At 66.1% G+C, this 16,814-nt stretch carries 15 protein-coding genes and 1 tRNA gene; 12 read left to right on the top strand and 4 right to left on the bottom strand.

What is annotated here, in order from left to right:
* Position 1 precedes the first annotated feature (1 nt).
* The 3 genes from PVW48_RS01960 to cysG are packed head-to-tail and all read left to right on the top strand — an operon-like array spanning position 2 to position 5,002.
* Positions 2 to 2,623, top strand: a complete 2,622-nt coding sequence (locus PVW48_RS01960) for a nitrate reductase (protein WP_274580051.1) — start codon at positions 2 to 4, stop codon at positions 2,621 to 2,623.
* On the top strand, positions 2,620 to 3,591 hold the full coding sequence (locus PVW48_RS01955; protein WP_274580050.1) for a glycosyl transferase family protein: 972 nt from the start codon (positions 2,620 to 2,622) through the stop codon (positions 3,589 to 3,591). The genes PVW48_RS01960 and PVW48_RS01955 overlap by 4 nt, the downstream gene beginning before the upstream one ends.
* A gap of 16 nt (positions 3,592 to 3,607) precedes the next feature.
* Positions 3,608 to 5,002, top strand: a complete 1,395-nt coding sequence (cysG, locus tag PVW48_RS01950) for a siroheme synthase CysG (protein WP_274580049.1) — start codon at positions 3,608 to 3,610, stop codon at positions 5,000 to 5,002.
* Positions 5,003 to 5,046: 44 nt separating this feature from the next.
* On the opposite strand, the gene PVW48_RS01945 is transcribed toward cysG, so the two are convergent.
* Entirely contained in the window at positions 5,047 to 5,778 is a 732-nt protein-coding gene (locus PVW48_RS01945; protein WP_274580048.1) for an RlmE family RNA methyltransferase, read from the bottom strand.
* A gap of 13 nt (positions 5,779 to 5,791) precedes the next feature.
* A complete protein-coding gene (locus PVW48_RS01940; protein ID WP_274580046.1) occupies positions 5,792 to 6,973 on the bottom strand; it encodes a Ppx/GppA phosphatase family protein in 1,182 nt (393 codons plus the stop codon).
* Between the two features lie 258 nt (positions 6,974 to 7,231).
* On the opposite strand from PVW48_RS01940, the gene PVW48_RS01935 reads away from it, so the two are divergent.
* The 9 genes from PVW48_RS01935 to PVW48_RS01895 all read left to right on the top strand — a co-directional run bounded on the left by PVW48_RS01935 (position 7,232) and on the right by PVW48_RS01895 (position 14,509).
* A complete protein-coding gene (locus PVW48_RS01935; protein ID WP_044027699.1) occupies positions 7,232 to 7,528 on the top strand; it encodes a virulence factor in 297 nt (98 codons plus the stop codon).
* Between the two features lie 26 nt (positions 7,529 to 7,554).
* Positions 7,555 to 8,481: a methylenetetrahydrofolate reductase gene (locus PVW48_RS01930; RefSeq protein ID WP_274580045.1), complete on the top strand. Its 927-nt coding sequence runs from the start codon at positions 7,555 to 7,557 to the stop codon at positions 8,479 to 8,481.
* An 11-nt stretch (positions 8,482 to 8,492) separates the two neighbouring features.
* A complete protein-coding gene (locus PVW48_RS01925) occupies positions 8,493 to 9,152 on the top strand; it encodes an HAD family hydrolase (protein WP_274580044.1) in 660 nt (219 codons plus the stop codon).
* Positions 9,149 to 10,138 carry a methyltetrahydrofolate cobalamin methyltransferase gene (locus PVW48_RS01920; protein WP_274580043.1) on the top strand — a complete coding sequence of 330 codons (990 nt, stop codon included), beginning with the start codon at positions 9,149 to 9,151 and terminating at the stop codon, positions 10,136 to 10,138. The genes PVW48_RS01925 and PVW48_RS01920 overlap by 4 nt, the downstream gene beginning before the upstream one ends.
* Positions 10,139 to 10,200: 62 nt before the next feature.
* Positions 10,201 to 10,905: a hypothetical protein gene (locus PVW48_RS01915; protein WP_274580042.1), complete on the top strand. Its 705-nt coding sequence runs from the start codon at positions 10,201 to 10,203 to the stop codon at positions 10,903 to 10,905.
* A gap of 162 nt (positions 10,906 to 11,067) precedes the next feature.
* On the top strand, positions 11,068 to 11,682 hold the full coding sequence (locus tag PVW48_RS01910; RefSeq protein ID WP_274580040.1) for a DUF6778 family protein: 615 nt from the start codon (positions 11,068 to 11,070) through the stop codon (positions 11,680 to 11,682).
* A gap of 135 nt (positions 11,683 to 11,817) precedes the next feature.
* Positions 11,818 to 13,890 (top strand): ASKHA domain-containing protein, encoded by a 2,073-nt coding sequence (locus tag PVW48_RS01905; protein WP_274580037.1) that lies wholly within the window; start codon positions 11,818 to 11,820, stop codon positions 13,888 to 13,890.
* 48 nt (positions 13,891 to 13,938) lie between these two features.
* Positions 13,939 to 14,012: transfer RNA gene (locus tag PVW48_RS01900), tRNA-Gly, on the top strand.
* A 5-nt stretch (positions 14,013 to 14,017) separates the two neighbouring features.
* Complete coding sequence (locus PVW48_RS01895) at positions 14,018 to 14,509, top strand: acyl-CoA thioesterase (protein ID WP_012178353.1); 492 nt, start codon at positions 14,018 to 14,020, stop codon at positions 14,507 to 14,509.
* Here PVW48_RS01895 and pgi read toward each other — a convergent pair.
* Both pgi and pgl read right to left on the bottom strand, forming a co-directional pair.
* Positions 14,500 to 16,104, bottom strand: a complete 1,605-nt coding sequence (gene pgi / locus PVW48_RS01890) for a glucose-6-phosphate isomerase (RefSeq protein WP_274580036.1) — start codon at positions 16,102 to 16,104, stop codon at positions 14,500 to 14,502. The genes PVW48_RS01895 and pgi overlap by 10 nt on opposite strands.
* Positions 16,105 to 16,128: 24 nt before the next feature.
* On the bottom strand, positions 16,129 to 16,803 hold the full coding sequence (pgl, locus tag PVW48_RS01885) for a 6-phosphogluconolactonase (protein ID WP_274580034.1): 675 nt from the start codon (positions 16,801 to 16,803) through the stop codon (positions 16,129 to 16,131).
* Positions 16,804 to 16,814: the final 11 nt, after the last annotated feature.

The following is a 16,814-nucleotide window of genomic DNA, read 5'->3' as shown; positions in this document are numbered from 1 at the left end:
CATGACGGACCAGAGCGTCTGCACCACCTGCCCCTATTGCGGCGTCGGCTGCGGGGTGCTTGCAAGTCCAAACGGGACCATTGCCGGCGATCCGACACACCCGGCCAATCTGGGGCGGCTCTGCTCAAAGGGCTCGGCCCTCGGCGAGACCCTAGATCTCGAGGGTCGTCTTCTCGCGCCGCGGATCGGCAACCGGCGCGCGAGCTGGGATGAGGCGCTCGATCTGGTGGCCAATCGGTTCCGGGCCGCGGCGGAGACCCATGGCCCAGACAGCGTGGCCTTCTACGTCTCCGGCCAGCTGCTTACGGAGGATTATTACGTCGCCAACAAGCTGATCAAGGGGTTCATCGGAACGGCTAATATCGACACGAACTCGCGGCTCTGCATGGCCTCTTCCGTGGCCGGTCACAAGCGCGCCTTCGGGACCGACACCGTGCCGGGACAATACACTGATTTCGAGACCGCGGAGCTTGTGGTACTAGTGGGCTCAAACCTCGCCTGGTGTCACCCGGTGCTCTTCCAACGGTTGCAGGCCGCGAAGGCCGTGCGCCCGGAGCTGAAGGTCGTGGTGATCGATCCCCGCCGCACCGCCACATCACAGCTTGCCGATCTGCACCTGGGCCTGCGCCCGGATGGGGACGCGGTCCTGTTCAACCTGCTGCTGACCGAGCTTGTGCGACGTGATCTCGTGGACCGTCGCTACGTGGCCGAGGCAGTGTCCGGGTTCGATGCCGCCGTGGCCGAGGCCGAACGCGCGGAAGCTGCACAGACCGGCCTCGATTCTTTCGAGTTAGCGCAGTTCCTCGACCTGTGGTGCCGTACCGAGAAGGTCGTCACCCTCTACTCCCAAGGCGTCAACCAGTCCGCCTGCGGCACGGACAAGGTCAACGCGATCCTCAACTGCCACCTTGCGACCGGGCGCATCGGGCGCCCCGGCATGGGCCCGTTTTCCATGACCGGACAGCCCAACGCCATGGGAGGCCGCGAAGTGGGCGGGCTGGCCAACATGCTGACCTGTCATCTCGATCTCGAAAACGCCGCGCACCGGGACGCCGTGCAGCAGATGTGGTCCGCTCCGACCATGGCCGACAAACCGGGCCTGAAGGCGGTGGAGCTTTTCGACGCTTGCGCGCGGGGAGAGATCAAGGCGCTCTGGATCATGTCCACCAACCCGGTCGTTTCCTTGCCCGATGCCGATGCGGTCGCCGCCGCGATCCGAGCCGTCCCCTTCACTGTGATGACCGATATCATGGCCGACACGGATACGGGCCGCTGCGTCGATGTTCTGCTGCCCGCCACCGGCTGGGGCGAAAAATCCGGCACCGTCACCAATTCCGAACGCTGCATCTCACGGCAACGCAGGTTCCTGCCCACCCCCGGCGAGGCCCGCGCCGACTGGAACATCCTCGCCGATGTCGGACGCCGCATGGGCTGGCCCGAGGCGTTCGACTACCGCTCCGAGGCCGAGGTGTTCCGCGAATTCGCACGCCTGTCGACCTTGGGCCACACCTTTGGCAAGGATTTCGACATCTCCGGGCTCGCAGACCTAACCGATGCCGAGTATGATGCCTTGCCTCCCACCGTTTGGCCGGTGCCGACCGAGGGGCCTAGCGGGGGTAGGTTCTTTGCAGATGGCGGGTTCTATCATCCCGATGGCAAGGCTAAGATGCTGCCGATCGCTGCCCCGGCCTCTGAGGCCCCAAACACCGCACGCCCGGTTCGATTGAACACCGGGCGGGTGCGCGATCAGTGGCACACAATGACGCGCACCGGCAAGGCGCCGCGCCTCGGGGCGCATATGGCCGAACCCTACCTGGAAATTCATCCCGGTGATGCCGCCGCGGCGGGCCTGTCGGATGCCGACCTCGCCAAGGTTTCCTCCGCCCACTGTAGTGCCATCTTGCGGGTCATGATCACCGATCGCAGCCAACAGGGCAGCGTCTTCGTCCCGATGCATTGGACCGATATCGTCTCCAGCACCGGGCGGATCAACGCGGTCGTGGCCCCGACCACAGACCCGGTCTCGGGCCAGCCGGCCTCCAAGGGCACTGCCGTAGCGCTCGAACAGGTCGCGGCGCACTGGTACGGCTTTGCGGTCAGCACCGCGACCATGACCCCGACCCGACCTTATGCCGCCATCGCCCGCACTCGGACCGGAACACGCGCCGAGGTTGCCGATTTCAAGCTCCCCGATAACTGGGAAGCCGAAGCCCGCAAAATCCTTAGCCTGCCCGGCGGCAGCGCCAGCGTGATCGAGGATTCCGCCCGCGGCACGGCCCGCGTCGCGATTCACGAAAAAGGCACGCTGACAGGGTTGTTCTTCGCGGCGGCCACCCCGGTGGCGCTGTCGCGGAGCCACGTGGTCGCGCTGATCGGTACGGCGGCCGATCCGATTCAGGCTCTTGCCGGGGTTCCCGCCGCCGACCGTCCCGATCCGGGTGCCATGGTCTGCGCGTGTTTCGACGTGGGGGCCAACAGCCTTCGCCGCGCCATCGACGGCGGGGCCACCACGCTGCACGCGCTTGGGGTCTGCACGCGCGCGGGCACCAATTGCGGCTCCTGCCGTCCGGAACTGGAGGCGATTCTGACCGCCGCGACAGCCATGAAATTGGCCGCAGAATGAGCCTCGCGTCTTATATCGCCATCGTGGCCCGCGGCCCGGGCCGTGCGCGACCGTTGACCGAGACGGAGGCGCGCGCGGCCATGGGCCATGTGCTGGACGGCACCGGCGCTGCGGAGGCCGTGGGCGCGCTCCTGATGACCCTGCGGCTGCGCGGGGAAACCGAGGACGAGATCACCGGATTCGCGGGCGCTTTGCGCGACCACATGCAGCGATGGCGCGCGTTGGACGTCGATCTCGACTGGCCCAGCTACTCGGCGGGACGCACGCGCGGGTTGCCATGGTATCTGCTGAGCGCACGGCTCGTGGCCCAGGCGGGCTACCGGGTGATGCTCCACGGGCGCAATGGGGGTGATGCCGCCTTGCGCAGTTATCTTGCGGCGCAAGGTGTGGCCATCGCGCAGACTCCCGCCGCGGCCACCGCAGCTCTCGACGCGTCCGGCCTCGTCTATATCCCGCTGGAGGCGCTATCGCGTCGGACCACGGACCTGCTGGCACTGCGCGCGCATCTGGGCCTGCGCTCCTGCGTCAACACGTGTCTGCGCGTGGCAAACCCAGCGGGCGCCCGAGTGACCGTCCAGGGCGTGTTCCACCCACCCTACCGCGCCCTGCAGGAAACCGCCTGCAAGCGGCTCGGTGATACCGCAGCGATGATCATCAAGGGGGGTGGCGGGGAGTTCGAGCGCCACCCGGGCAAAGCTGTCGTTTGCCACGGCCACGGACCGACCGGTGCCTGGACCGACGCGCCGGCGCTTCTCAGAGATCCGCGGCGCCTGACGGAAGTGACCGACAATCCGGCGCATCTGACCGCGCTCTGGAACGGGACGTGGCATCATCCATTCGCCTTGGCGACCGTGCTCGGGACTGCGGCCCTGGCTCTTTGGAGCCTGGGTGCCAACCAGACCCTCGCCGATGCCGAAGACCACGCCGCCCGGCTCTGGGCAACCCGCTCATCCCGCCGCGCCGCGTAACCCAGGAGGCCACCCCATGAAGACCTTCCCCATGTTCCTCCGGATGCGCGACAGGGATGTCGCCATCTTCGGTGGTGGCGAGCAGGCCGCCCAGAAATGCCGCCTCATCCTCAAGAGCGAAGCTCGCCTCACCGTTTGCTGGCCGGATCTCGACCCGGAACTGGCGGGTCTCGCAGCAGGCGGTCGGATTACCTGGCGACGGTCGATCCCGCAAGCTGCAGAAATGGAGCATCTGTCGCTCTGCTTCATCGCCACGGGCTGTCCGGGACTCGATGCCAGCCTTCACGCCCTGGCCGAGGCCGCGCGCGTTCTGGTCAACGTCGTGGACCAGCCAGAGCTTTGCGAGGCCTACACCCCCTCAATCGTAGACCGCGACCCAGTGGTGGTGGCCATTGGCACCGAGGGTACCGCTCCAGTTCTGGCGCGCCAGATCAAGTCCCGGATAGAAGAGTTGCTCGAGCCGGGTTTGGGTCGTCTCGCCGCCCTTGCGGGACATCTGCGCCCAGCCGCTGCCGCCCGCCTCGCCCCGCGTGCCCGCCGCGACCTGTGGCGCTGGGTGTTCAACGGCGCGCCAAGAGAGAGCCACAGGACCGGGGCGGAACGAAACGCCGCGCGCCTGATCAAGGATGCCATCGCAGCCGGAGTGGCGCCGAAGGCCAGCACGGGTACCATCGCGCTGGTGGGCGCAGGCCCCGGTGGCGCAGACCTGATCACCCTGCGCGGGGTGCAGCGATTGCAGGAGGCCGATGTCATCTTCTACGACCGGCTCGTGGACACTGCGGTGCTGGAACTGGCGCGGCGCGATGCGGAACGGGTTCTGGTCGGCAAGACGCCCGGCGCGCAAAGCTGGCCGCAAGACCGCATCAACCACGTCATGGTGCAAGCCGCCCGCGAGGGCAGAACCGTCGTCCGGCTCAAATGCGGTGACCCGGCGGTGTTCGGGCGGCTCGAAGAGGAAATCGCCGCCATCCGCAATGCGGGTCTGAAGCTTGAGATCGTGCCGGGCATCACCGCCGCCTCTGCCGCTGCGGCCCGGTTGGAAACGGGACTGACCCAGCGCGGGGCGGTCGACAGCGTGACATTCATCTCGGGTCAGCTCCGAGACGGGGACGCCAGCCCGGACTGGGGCAGCCACCTCAAACCGGGCACGGCGCTCGCGATCTACATGGGGGTCGGCCACGCGGCCCAGATCCGCGACAACCTGTTGGCCAAAGGCCATCTGGGCACCTGCCCTGTGGACGTGGTCGCCCGCATCGGCCATCCGGGCGAAACACTGCTGTCCACGACGTTGGCGGACATCGAAGGCGATCTTGCCCATGCCAAGATCACGAACCCCGCCATTCTGTTCATCCGAAATCCGAAGCACCCCGCGGCAGCCCAAACCCCGATCCCTTTGCGCGTTGCAGGCTGAGCGCAGACAAGGTTTTTCAAGAAAATCCTTGTGATGACTTTTACTTAAAAGTCATCCCGCGCTTCCGGCAGGCCGCGAAAACCAGTGGCCACAACGAACTTCTCCGAGCTGTCGGATCGGCTGGCATCCGGCTTGACGTTGATCACCTTGGTGAAGGCGCGCTTGAGCAGGGTCTGCAACTCCCGCTCCGCCCCGCCTGCCAGCACCTTGGCAACGAAGGTGCCGCCCTCTTCCAATACGTCGAAGGCGAGATAGGCCGCCGCCTCGCAAAGGGCGACGATGCGCAAATGATCGGTCTGCTTGTGTCCCGAGCTGGCCGCGGCCATGTCCGACATCACCACATCGGCCTTGCCCCCCAGCCACGCTTTGACCTGCGCGTCCGCGCCGTCCTCCATGAAGTCGAGCACATGGGTCTCTGCCCCCGGCACCGGGTCGATCTCCTTGAGGTCGACGCCCAGCACGCGCCCCTGCGCCTTGCCCGACTTCTCGCCCAGGGCATTGACCCGCCGAACCGCCACCTGGCACCAGCCCCCCGGCGCACAGCCCAGGTCCACCACGCGCGCCCCGGGCACCAGGAAGCGGAAGCGCTCATCGATCTCAAGGATCTTGTAGGCTGCACGCCCACGATACCCCTCGCGCTTGGCCTTCTGCACATAGGGGTCGTTCAGCTGCCGCTCCAGCCACAGGGTCGAGCTGAGCTTGCGGCCCCGCGCGGTCTTGACCCGCACACGCAAGTCCCGCTGCCCGCGGCCCGAATTTCCGGCTTTCTTCGGCATGATCCCGTTTCTCTCAGTAGGGCCCGTCTTCGAGCACGCCATCGGCGCTCATCTGCGCGTAGAGCAGCCCCTCGCGCAAGCCTCGATCCGCCACCGACAGCCGATCCGTGGGCCAGACCCGCAGCAGCGCCTGCAGAATCGCGGCCCCCGACATGATCAGCGAATGCCGATCGCGCCCGATCCGCGGATCCTTGCGCCGCCCCTCCGGCCCCATGGCCAGGTAGGTCTGTATCACCGTGTCGATCTGGTCCGAGGTCATCCGCAACCCGTCGACCTTGTTGCGGTCATACCGGCGCAGGTTCAGATGGCTCGCCGCCACTGTCGTCACCGTGCCCGAGGTGCCGATGATCTGGAAGCCTTCGCGCACCTGGTCGGTTTCATTGTAGGGCGAGAATTCTGCCAGGTTCTCTTCGAAGAACCAGCTCATCAAGGCAAACCGCGCCGCGTCGTCATCCACGTCGCTGAACTGGTCTTTCAGGGTCGCAACCCCCAGCGGCACCGAGATCCAGTCGACCACGCGCGCCGGCACCATGCCCGGCGTGACCTCGTCGAACCCAGCATGGAGCCGCATGATCGCCCCGGGACGCTCCAGCCTTGGCACCGCGCTCAGATCGATCCAGACCAACTCGGTGGAGCCGCCACCGATATCGACCACCAACAACTGCTCGGTCCGGGTGGAGACCAGCGGCGCGCAGGACACCACCGCCAGCCGCGCCTCCTGCTCTGGTTCGATGATTTCCAGCGCAAGCCCGGTGTCCCGCTGCACCAGCGAGATGAACTCCGGCGCATTGCTGGCCCGGCGACACGCCTCGGTCGCCACGAGGCGCATCCGCTGCACGTTGTGGGTCTTGAGCTTGCGCTGGCAGATCTTCAACGCCCCCACCGTGCGCGCCATGGAGGCCCGGCTCAGCCGCCCGGATGCCTCCAGCCCGTGGCCCAGTTGCACCGACTTGGAAAAGCTGTCGACCACGTGAAACTGGTTGCCCTTGGGCTGCGCGATCAGCATCCGGCAGGAATTCGTGCCCAGATCGAGCGCGGCATAGAGATCCGCCGGGTCCGGCGTGCCCTCCACACGCGACCGCGCCAGCCCATGACCAGCGAGGGCCGGGTTCTGAGACAACAATGGTGCCGGGCCGATCAGGTCGGGTACCGCGCGCAGGTGGGGAGTGGCCCGCCTGCGGGATCTCTTGGACATGTGTTTTATCCTTGCTTGCAAAAATTATAGAGAATCAGGGTGTTTTCAGCAAGCGCCGCAAACGCGGACGCCGCCTGCGCGCGCGCTTCATATAAACCATGAGTATTTTTCCGACCCGCGTCTCTGGCTTGCTGCCGCCGCCCTGCGTAGAAGCGAGGCATTGCAAATGGTCGGTCCTGTCGCGGCGCAGGTCGAAAACGTACCGCACCCCGCGCCCACGGCGCGGCATACAGGACATAGTTGGAGAGGAGCTTGGGCATGCCCGACGTAACCATCGTCTATTGGCGGGACATTCCGGCCCAGGTCATCGTGGGCAAAGGTCGTCGCGGCGCCAAGAAGCAACTGAGCGAACGCTTCGAGCAGGCGATCGACCGCTGCGCGATGAAAGTCGGCGCTTCCGGCAGCGATGCCTATCTGGCTGAATGGAGAAAGGCAGCGCCCTACCCCGTCGAGGGCGAGCAGGCCGAGATCGCGGAGGCGGAAGCTGCAAAGCTCGAAGCCGCCTACGACAAGGCCCGCCTCAAGGCGTTGATCGACAAGGAAGGCTGGGCCTGACCCCCCGCCGGATCAAGGAGGCCTTGATGGCTCTGTTGCAGTTTCGACGCCCCGCGCCGGGCACCCCCGGCTCGCCCGCCCTGGCGCGCATGCTTGATGGCTACTCCATCGAGGTGATGCCGCGCACCGCCGAGATGGTGGAAGATTTCAAGGCCCTGTTGCCCAAAGGCACGCGGGTTTATATCGCCCATATCGATGGCACGCCGATTGCGGACATGGTCGCCACGGCATCGCGCCTGTCTCGCGACGGCTTCCAGGTGATGCCGCACTTTCCGGCTCGGTCCATCCCCGACGCCGCCACCTTGGCCGACTGGATTGCCCGTTACCAGGACGCGGCGGGCATCACCCAGGGCCTGATCCTCGCAGGCGGGCGGGCGGAGCCTGCGGGCGCCTTCGCGGACTCGATGCAACTGCTGGATACGGGGCTTTTCGACAAGGCCGGCTTCACCCATCTGCATGTTGCCGGGCACCCGGAGGGCAGCCGCGACATTGATCCCGCCGGCGGCACCGCGGCGACGGACACCGCGCTCGCCTGGAAGCAGGGATTTGCCGAGCAGACCGATGCGCGCATGGCCATCGCGACCCAGTTCGCCTTCGACATGGGCCCCATCGCCGCTTGGGAAACGCGCCTGCGTGCCTCCGGGATCAGCCTGCCGATCCATCTCGGGATCGCGGGACCAGCCAAACTGCAAACGCTGATCAAGTTCGCAATCGCCTGCGGAGTGGGCCCTTCGCTGAAGGTACTGCAAAAACGCGCGATGGACGTGACCAAACTGGTGCTGCCCTACACGCCCGACGAGGTTCTGCGCGATCTGGCCGACTACCAGGTGCGCACCCCCGACAGCCTGATCACGCAGGTCCACCTCTTCCCCCTCGGCGGGATCAAGACAGCCGCGACCTGGGCCGCCGAACAGACCGCATCAGCAGCGGGCACCAAGGCACAGCGAGGCTGACAACGCCCAACATGATCCACGCCCTGCTCTTTGATCTCGACGGCACCCTGCTGGCGTCCGACCCGCTGCACGCAGAGGCCTTTATCGCGCTCTTTGCCGAGCATGGCCGCACCATCGATACCGCGTTCTACAATGCGCGCATCCACGGTCGCCTGAACGCCGAGATTTTCGCGGAATTCTTCCCCGATGCCGACGGTGCCGCCATGGCCGAGGCCAAGGAGGCCGCATTTCGCGATCTCTTGGGCCCCTCGGCATCGCCGATGCCCGGGCTCACAGCCCTTCTGGACCGCGCCGACGCACAAGGCTGGCGCACCGCAGTCGTAACCAACGCGCCCCGCATCAACGCAGAATTCATGCTGAAGGCCATCGGCCTCGCGGATCGGTTCGACACCGTGGTGGTCAGCGATGAATGCGCGGCGGGCAAACCCGACCCAGCACCCTACCGCGAAGCCCTCAGGCGGCTCGACTGCGCGCCGCGCGCCGCGCGCGCATTCGAAGACAGCCCCTCGGGCATCCGCTCCGCGGTTGCCGCCGGGATCACCACTCTCGGCCTTCGGTCCAGCCTTCCGGACATTGCATTGCGCGACGCGGGCGCCGCAGCCTCTCTTGCCGATTTCACAGACCCCACGCTGGAGCCCTATCTCCAACGCCAATCAGGAGCCGATCCATGACCCGTACTGTCATCGAGTCGAAAACCAAGACCGTCACCATCGGGTTCGACGAACCCTTTTGCGTGATCGGAGAACGCATAAACCCCACAGGGCGCAAGAAGCTCGCCGCCGAACTGGAGGCGGGCGATTTCTCTACCGTCGAGAAGGACGCACTGGAGCAGGTCGCCTGCGGTGCCATGGTGCTCGATGTGAACTCGGGTGCCGTTTTCACCAACAAGATGGCCGAGGACCCGCGCTACGCAGACAACAACTTCGTCGAGCCGATGCTCATGAAGGAGCTCGTCGCCCGGGTGCAGGCGCTTGTGGACGTACCGCTCTGCATCGACAGCTCGGTGCCCGGCGCGCTGGAGAACGGGCTGGAGATGGCCGAGGGTCGGCCACTGCTCAACTCCGTAACCGGCGAGGAGGACCGCCTCGAAACAATCCTGCCTCTGGTGAAGAAATACAACGTCCCCGTGGTGGCGATCTCGAACGACGACACCGGTATTTCCGAGGACCCTGACGTACGCTTCGCCGTGGCCAAGAAGATCGTGGAGCGGGCGGCGGATTTCGGCATCCCGGCCCATGACATCGTCGTCGACCCACTGGTCATGCCCGTGGGCGCCATGGCCACAGCTGGCCGGCAGGTCTTCACCCTGGTCGCCCGCCTGCGCGAAGAGCTTGGCGTCAACACCACCTGCGGCGCATCCAATGTCAGCTTCGGGCTGCCAAACCGCCACGGCCTCGGCGCGGCGTTCCTGCCCATGGCCATCGCCAGCGGCATGACCAGCGCCATCATGAACCCGATCCGCCCGCAGGAGATGGAGGCCGTCCATGCCGCCAACTTCCTGATGAACCATGACCCCAACGGCGCGACCTGGATCAATTTTGCCCGGGTGATGGAGGCGCACAAGGCCGGCATGCCGTTCCCCGAGGCCACCAAGGCCGGGACCAGCGGGGGTGGCGGGCGCTCCGGCCGCCGGGGCGGTCGGCGTCGGTCGGGCTGAGCCAGCCCACTCAGGATGCATCGGCGCTTGCCGCGCCCCGGGCGCTGGCGCAGGGTGACCTCATGGCTCCACCCTCTCCCACGCCGACGCGCGACATCTCTCCTGGCCTGGCGAGGTCCCTGGCCCGCCTGGCTTTGCGGGTGGCGATCCTTGTCATCGTTGCCTATGCCGCCCAGGCGCTCGTGCTGCATGCTATGCGCCTGACCGAGGCGTTGCCCGCCGCGAGTCGCGGGACCGCGCAAATGTCGGTCCTGCTGCTCGCCTTGATCCTTTACGCGATCCTGATCGCAATCCCCTTTGTGCCCGGTGTCGAAATCGGTGTCGCCCTGTTGATCCTGCGTGGGGCCGAGGTCGCACCCTTCGTCTATCTCGCAACACTGACCGGGCTGACGCTGGCCTACACTGCTGGACGGATCCTGCCCCATGGCTGGCTGCAATCGACCTTCGCGGACCTGCGCATGCACCGCGCAAGCGCGCTTCTCGACCGCCTGTCGGAACTGGGCCCAGAGCGCCGTCTCGCCCTGCTGCGCAGCCGCCTGCCGACCTGGCTCGGCCCGCACGTGGTACGCTTGCGCTATCTCCTCCTCGCACTGGCTCTCAACTTGCCCGGAAACGCTCTGTTGGGCGGCGGTGGGGGTTTGAGCCTCCTTGCCGGCTTCAGCCGCCTCTATCGGCCCGCAGGCACCTTCGTGACCCTTGCCCTGGCCACTGCGCCCATCCCTCTGCTGGTCTGGGCGGTTGGCCCCGAAGTGCTGTCGCGGAACTGATCACCGCCGCCCGCCTCGGGCAACACAACACCGCCGATCCATTCATTCAGCGCGTGATTGCCTTGACTTTTTCGATGCAATCGCTTCGATCTTTTCGGTGTTGGCCAATGTCTTAACCATTTAGATGTTAGTCATCGCAGTAGAACTTGTGAAAGAGAGTCCATGAGAGCTTTCCTGATCCTGGCGCTGAGCACGTTTGTCCTGTCTGCATGTGCCAGCCAATGGCAGACAGATTACGCGGCCCCGATCCCCGCCGAGGTGTCGCAGAACTGGCGTCTTGCCGGCGTGGAAGTCTTGGTGCCCGAAACCCTCACAGTCAGCGAGGACAACGTCTATTTCCCGATAGCCGACATCGTCTGGCGCGAAGAAGCGCTCACACCAGGGGTCACGCGCTATGACCAGGTGGACGCCATTGTGACCGACGGGATCACGCGCGGCGCCTCGGGTCTCTCGGGCAGCCAGCCCGTGAAGATCCTCGCCACCGTGGGCGAATTCCATGCGCTCTCGGAAATCGCGCGCTACGGGTTGTCGACATCGGCCGTACACAACATCGCCTTTGCAATGCAGGTGGTCGATGCGCGCACCGGTGCAGCCCTGAGCGAACCGACGATGATCCAGGCCGATTTCCCGGCCCTGTTGCGGGACGAAGCCATTCAGGCCGAAACCGCGGGCCAGACCCAGCGGGTCCGGATCACCGATCATATCGCGAAGGTGACGGCGGGCTATCTGGGCATTGGACCGGACATGCGCAACAGCTTCGTCACCATCGGTCAATAGACGAATGGCCCGCACCTGCGGCGCGCCTCATAATCTCTATGACGAAAATGACACCTCCGGGGTCGGCTTTGGGCTTTAGCCTGCCGACCCCTTCGCTATCTATGGCAGGACACTCCCTCCGGAAGGTGCCCTGTGATGAACAATCAGTCCCTGCCCCAGTCCGACGCGGATCCTGCGGCTGACGCCCTGGTGATTTTCACCCCATCCGGCAAGCGTGGGCGCGTGCCGACGGGCACCTCCGTGCTGGATGCGGCGCGGCTGCTTGATGTCGATCTCGACAGCGTCTGCGGCGGCCGAGGCATCTGCTCCAAGTGTCAGGTTACACCCTCGTTCGGCGAATTCTCCAAACATGGCGTTCACGCTCGGGAAAACGCGCTGTCAGAATGGAACGCGGTCGAAGCGCGCTATCACGAGAAACGCGGACTGGCCCAAGGCCGCCGCCTTGGCTGCCAGGCCTGCATTCTCGGCGATATGGTCATCGACGTGCCCGCCACCAGCCAGGTCCACAAACAGGTCGTCCGCAAGGCCGCCAGCCAGCGCGCGGTGACCATGGACCCGGCCACGCGGCTTGTCCTGATCGACGTCGCCGAGCCGGACATGCACGAACCCTCAGGTGATTACGAACGGCTCGCCACCGCGCTCGACGAACAGTGGCAGATCGGCCCCGTCACCGCCCCCCTTTCCGTCCTGCGCAAGCTGCAACCGGCCCTGCGGAGGGGCAAATGGCAGGTCACGGTGGCCGTCAACATCGCCGACACCCCCGCCCGCGTGATCGACATATGGCCCGGCTACCACGAGGGACCGCTCTGGGGCCTCGCCATCGACTTGGGCTCCACCACCATCGCCGCCCATCTGTGCGATCTGAAGACCGGACAGGTCGCAACCTCCGCCGGTGTCATGAACCCCCAGATCCGCTTCGGCGAGGACCTGATGTCCCGGGTGTCCTACGCGATGATGAACGCCGACGGCGCGCAGGCGATGACTGCGGCAGTGCTCGATGCGCTGAACACGCTCGCGACAGAAATCTGCGCCGAAGCCGAAGTCGCCCCCCGCGACGTGGTCGAGGCGGTCTTCGTCTGCAACCCGGTCATGCATCACCTTCTTTTGGGCATTGACCCGGTGGAACTGGGTCAAGCCCCCTTCGCGCTCGCCACCTCCGGGGCGGTTACACTTTCGGCGACCGAGCTTGGCCTGACTGCTGTGAACCCGGCTGCGCAGACCTACCTGCTGCCTTGCATCGCCGGCCATGTGGGGGCCGATGCCGCCGCCGTCGCCCTGTCAGAAGCCCCGGACAAATCCGACGAGCTGGTGCTCATCGTCGATGTGGGCACCAATGCCGAGATCCTGCTGGGCAATCGTGACCGGGTACTGGCCTGTTCGTCTCCCACCGGTCCCGCCTTCGAGGGTGCGCAGATCAGCTCGGGCCAGCGTGCCGCGCCCGGCGCCATCGAGAGGGTGGAAATCAACCCCGTGACCAAGGAGCCGCGGTTCCGCGTGATCGGGTGCGAGCTGTGGTCCGACGATCCCGGCTTTGCCGAGGCGACCGCCGCCACGGGCATCACCGGCATTTGCGGCTCCGGCATCATCGAGGCGGTGGCCGAGATGCGCATGGCGGGCCTGCTCGACGCGTCCGGGCTGATCGGCGGGCCAGAGCAGACCGGCACGCCCCGCTCGATCGCCGAGGGGCGCACCTATTCTTACGTGCTGCAGGACGATCGCCCGGCGGGCGGGTCCCTGATCGCCGTCACCCAAGGCGACATCCGCGCCATCCAGCTGGCCAAATCCGCGCTCTATGCGGGCGCGCGTCTACTGATGGACGAGATGGGCGTCGACACGGTCGATCGTGTGACCCTCGCCGGGGCCTTCGGCGCGCATATCTCGCCCAAGCACGCGATGGTGCTCGGCATGATCCCCGATGCGCCCCTCGACAAGGTCACTTCCGCTGGCAACGCGGCAGGCACCGGCGCGCGCATGGCGCTTTGCAGCCGTGCGGCCCGGGCCGAGATCGAACAGACGGTCTCCAACATTACCAAGGTCGAAACTGCCATCGAGCCACGGTTTCAGGAGCATTTCGTCGCCGCCAACGCGATCCCCCACGCCACCGCGCCCTTCGCGCACCTGCGGTCCGTGGTCCCCCTGCCGCAGCCGGGATTCAACGCGGGCGGCGGGGGTCAGCCAGGCACACGACGCCGCCGTCGACGGGGCTAAAATGCGATTGACGCCGCACGGCCCCTTGGCTATCCCCTCCGACACGGTGCGGGTATGGTGAAAAGGTATCACGCGAGCTTCCCAAGCTTAAGTTACGGGTTCGATTCCCGTTACCCGCTCCAGACCCATGACTGATCCTGCCAAACCCACCCCGCTCACACCGCTTCTGGCAGACGATCTGCGCGCCGCCGGGGTGCCGGAGCCTTGGAACTACGGCATGGCCGACCGCGTCCGGTTTCACGAGATCGACGCGCTCAATCACGTCAACAACGCGGTCTGTTTCAGCTGGTTCGAAAACCTGCGCGTGCATTACCTGCGCGACTACGGGATCTATCGCTACACGCCCGAAGACCCGATGCTGGTGATGCGCGCAGTGGGCGCAAGCTACAACGCGCCGCTCTTCCTCGGGCAGGACTACATCCTGACCGCGCGCACCCGCAGTTTCGGGCGCACCTCGTTCGTCATGGACTACGGCGCATTCTGCGACGGGGCCTTCGCCATCGAGGGCCACGCCGTGATCGTGCTGGTGGAGCAAGACGGTAGGACCGGCTACCCCCTGACCGACGAGATGCGCGCCATCATGGCAAGCCGCGACGGGGCGACACTCCGTCAGGCGTGAGCGCGCACAAATTCGACCAGGGCCCGGGTCGAGCCGTCCTTGCCCTCTGCCGAGACCTCGCCAGTGACCACCGGGCCAAGCGCGGTGGCGAGTTCCTTGCCCAACTCAACCCCCCACTGATCATAGGAGTTGATGCCGAGGATCGCCCCCTCCACGAACACCCGATGCTCATAGAGCGCGATGATCTGGCCCAGAACGAAGGGCGTCAGCTTGGGATAGATCAGCGTCGTGGACGGCCGGTTGCCCGGGAACACGCGATGCCGTGCCTGCCGATCCAGCTCCGCACCGCTCAGCCCCTGGTCCGCCATCCGCGCGGTCGCTTCCTCGAGGCTGCGCCCGCGTAATAACGCCTCGGACTGCGCGAGGCAGTTGGCGACCAGCAACTGATGCTGCCGAACCAGATCAGGCTCATGCCCCTGGGCGGCCAGCAGAAACTCGCAGGGCACCACCTGCTGCCCCTGGTGGATCAGCTGGTAGAACGCGTGTTGGCCGTTGGTCCCCGGCTCGCCCCAGACCACCGGGCCCGCTGTCCGCTCCAGGGTCGCGCCATCCATCGCCACGCGCTTGCCATTGCTCTCCATCTCCAACTGCTGAAGGTACGCCGGCAACCGCGACAACCGCTGGTCATAGGGCAGCACCGCGCGCGTCGCATGACCACAGATCTGGTGGTGCCAGATACCCACCAGCGCCAGCATAACCGGAATGTTCTGCGAAAGGGGCGCGGTGCGGAAATGGGCATCCATCGCCGCCCCCCCGGCGAGGAACGCGTCGAAATTCTCCGGCCCCACCGACAGCATCAGGCTCAGTCCGATCGGCCCCCACATCGAATACCGCCCCCCCACCCAATCGGCGAAGCCGAACACCCGCTCCGGCGTGATCCCGAAGGCCGCCGTCCGCTCCGCACTGGTGGACACGGCGGCAAATTGCATCGCGGGCAGGTCCACGGCGGATTTCATCCAGGCCCGCGCGGTCTCCGCATTGGTCATGGTCTCGATGGTGGTGAAGGTCTTGGAGGCCACGATCACCAGCGTCGTGGTCGGATCCAATGGCGCCAGCGTCTCTGCGATCTGTGCCCCGTCCACATTGGACACGAAATGCACCCGCGGCCCGTCCGCATAGGGTGACAGGGCAATCGCCGCCATGGCGGGCCCCAGGTCCGAGCCACCAATGCCAATATTGACCACATCCCTGATCCTGCCGCCCTGCCCGGTGTAGGCGCCCGACCGCACATCCTTGCAGAACGCCACCATCCGCGCATGCGTGTCGCGCACTTCCGGCATCACGTCCGTGCCATCGACCACAACCGATGCATCAAGATTGCGCAGGGCCGTGTGCAACACCGCGCGCCCCTCGGTCTCGTTTATGGGTTCGCCCGCGAACATCGCCTCGCGCCGCGCGGCGACCCCTGCGTCTTCGGCCAGCGCAATCAGCAGATCACGTCCTGCCAGGTCGATATTGGTCTTGGAATAATCGAAAAGCATGTCCCCGAGCCGAGCAGAAAACCCCTCGGCCCGCTTGGGATCGTCGAACAGGTCGAGGATTTTGCGATCCCGCGTGCGGTCATGGTGAAAGCTCAGGCGTTGCCAAACAGACATGGGTATTTCCGTGATTTGAATGCGTTATGCGGCCCAATGCACCATCGCGTTGCCGAGGATGGCGCGCACCGGCGCCTCCCTGACTGGCCCGGGCCGGTCGGCCTGTTCCAGCGCGGCCTTCTTGCCCGGCCCCACGATCAGCAGGTGGGTCTTCATCGCGTCGCGCAGCACCGGCGCGCTCAGGGTGATGCGCGGCTCCGCCGCACCAGGCGCGCGCATCGCAACCAGCGGCGGGGCGTTGTCGCTCAGCGCGAGATCCAGCTGATCCGCCCCGGGAAAGAGCGACGCGGTGTGCATATCCTCCCCCATCCCCAGTAGCAGAACAGAGATCGGCAGCACGCCTTCCAGCCCCTCGGTCAAGGCCGCGAGCCCCTCCTCAGGGGTCGCATCGCCGGTCACCAGCGGGATCAGCCGCGCCGCCGCTGCCCGCCCGGTCAATAGCCGCTGTCGCAACAGCGCGGTGTTCGAGCGCTCGGAGGTTTCGGGCACCCAGCGCTCGTCATTCAGCAACAAATCGACCCGGCTCCAGTCCAGGTCGACCGCACTCAGCAGGTCGAAGACCGGCCCCGGTGTCGTACCGCCCGGCACGCAAAGGGTCGCACGGTCATGGGTCAGCAGGCATTCCTTGAGGTCGGCCGAGATGCGATCCGCAAGCCGCATCATCAACATGTCCCGGTCCGGGTATGTGTGCAGGTCCATAGTGCCTCCCC

This window comes from Dinoroseobacter sp. PD6, assembly GCF_028807315.1.
GTDB lineage: Bacteria > Pseudomonadota > Alphaproteobacteria > Rhodobacterales > Rhodobacteraceae > Dinoroseobacter > Dinoroseobacter shibae.
The sequence above is the reverse complement of the archived record's forward strand: the minus strand, read 5'-3'. Positions and strand labels throughout refer to the sequence as shown.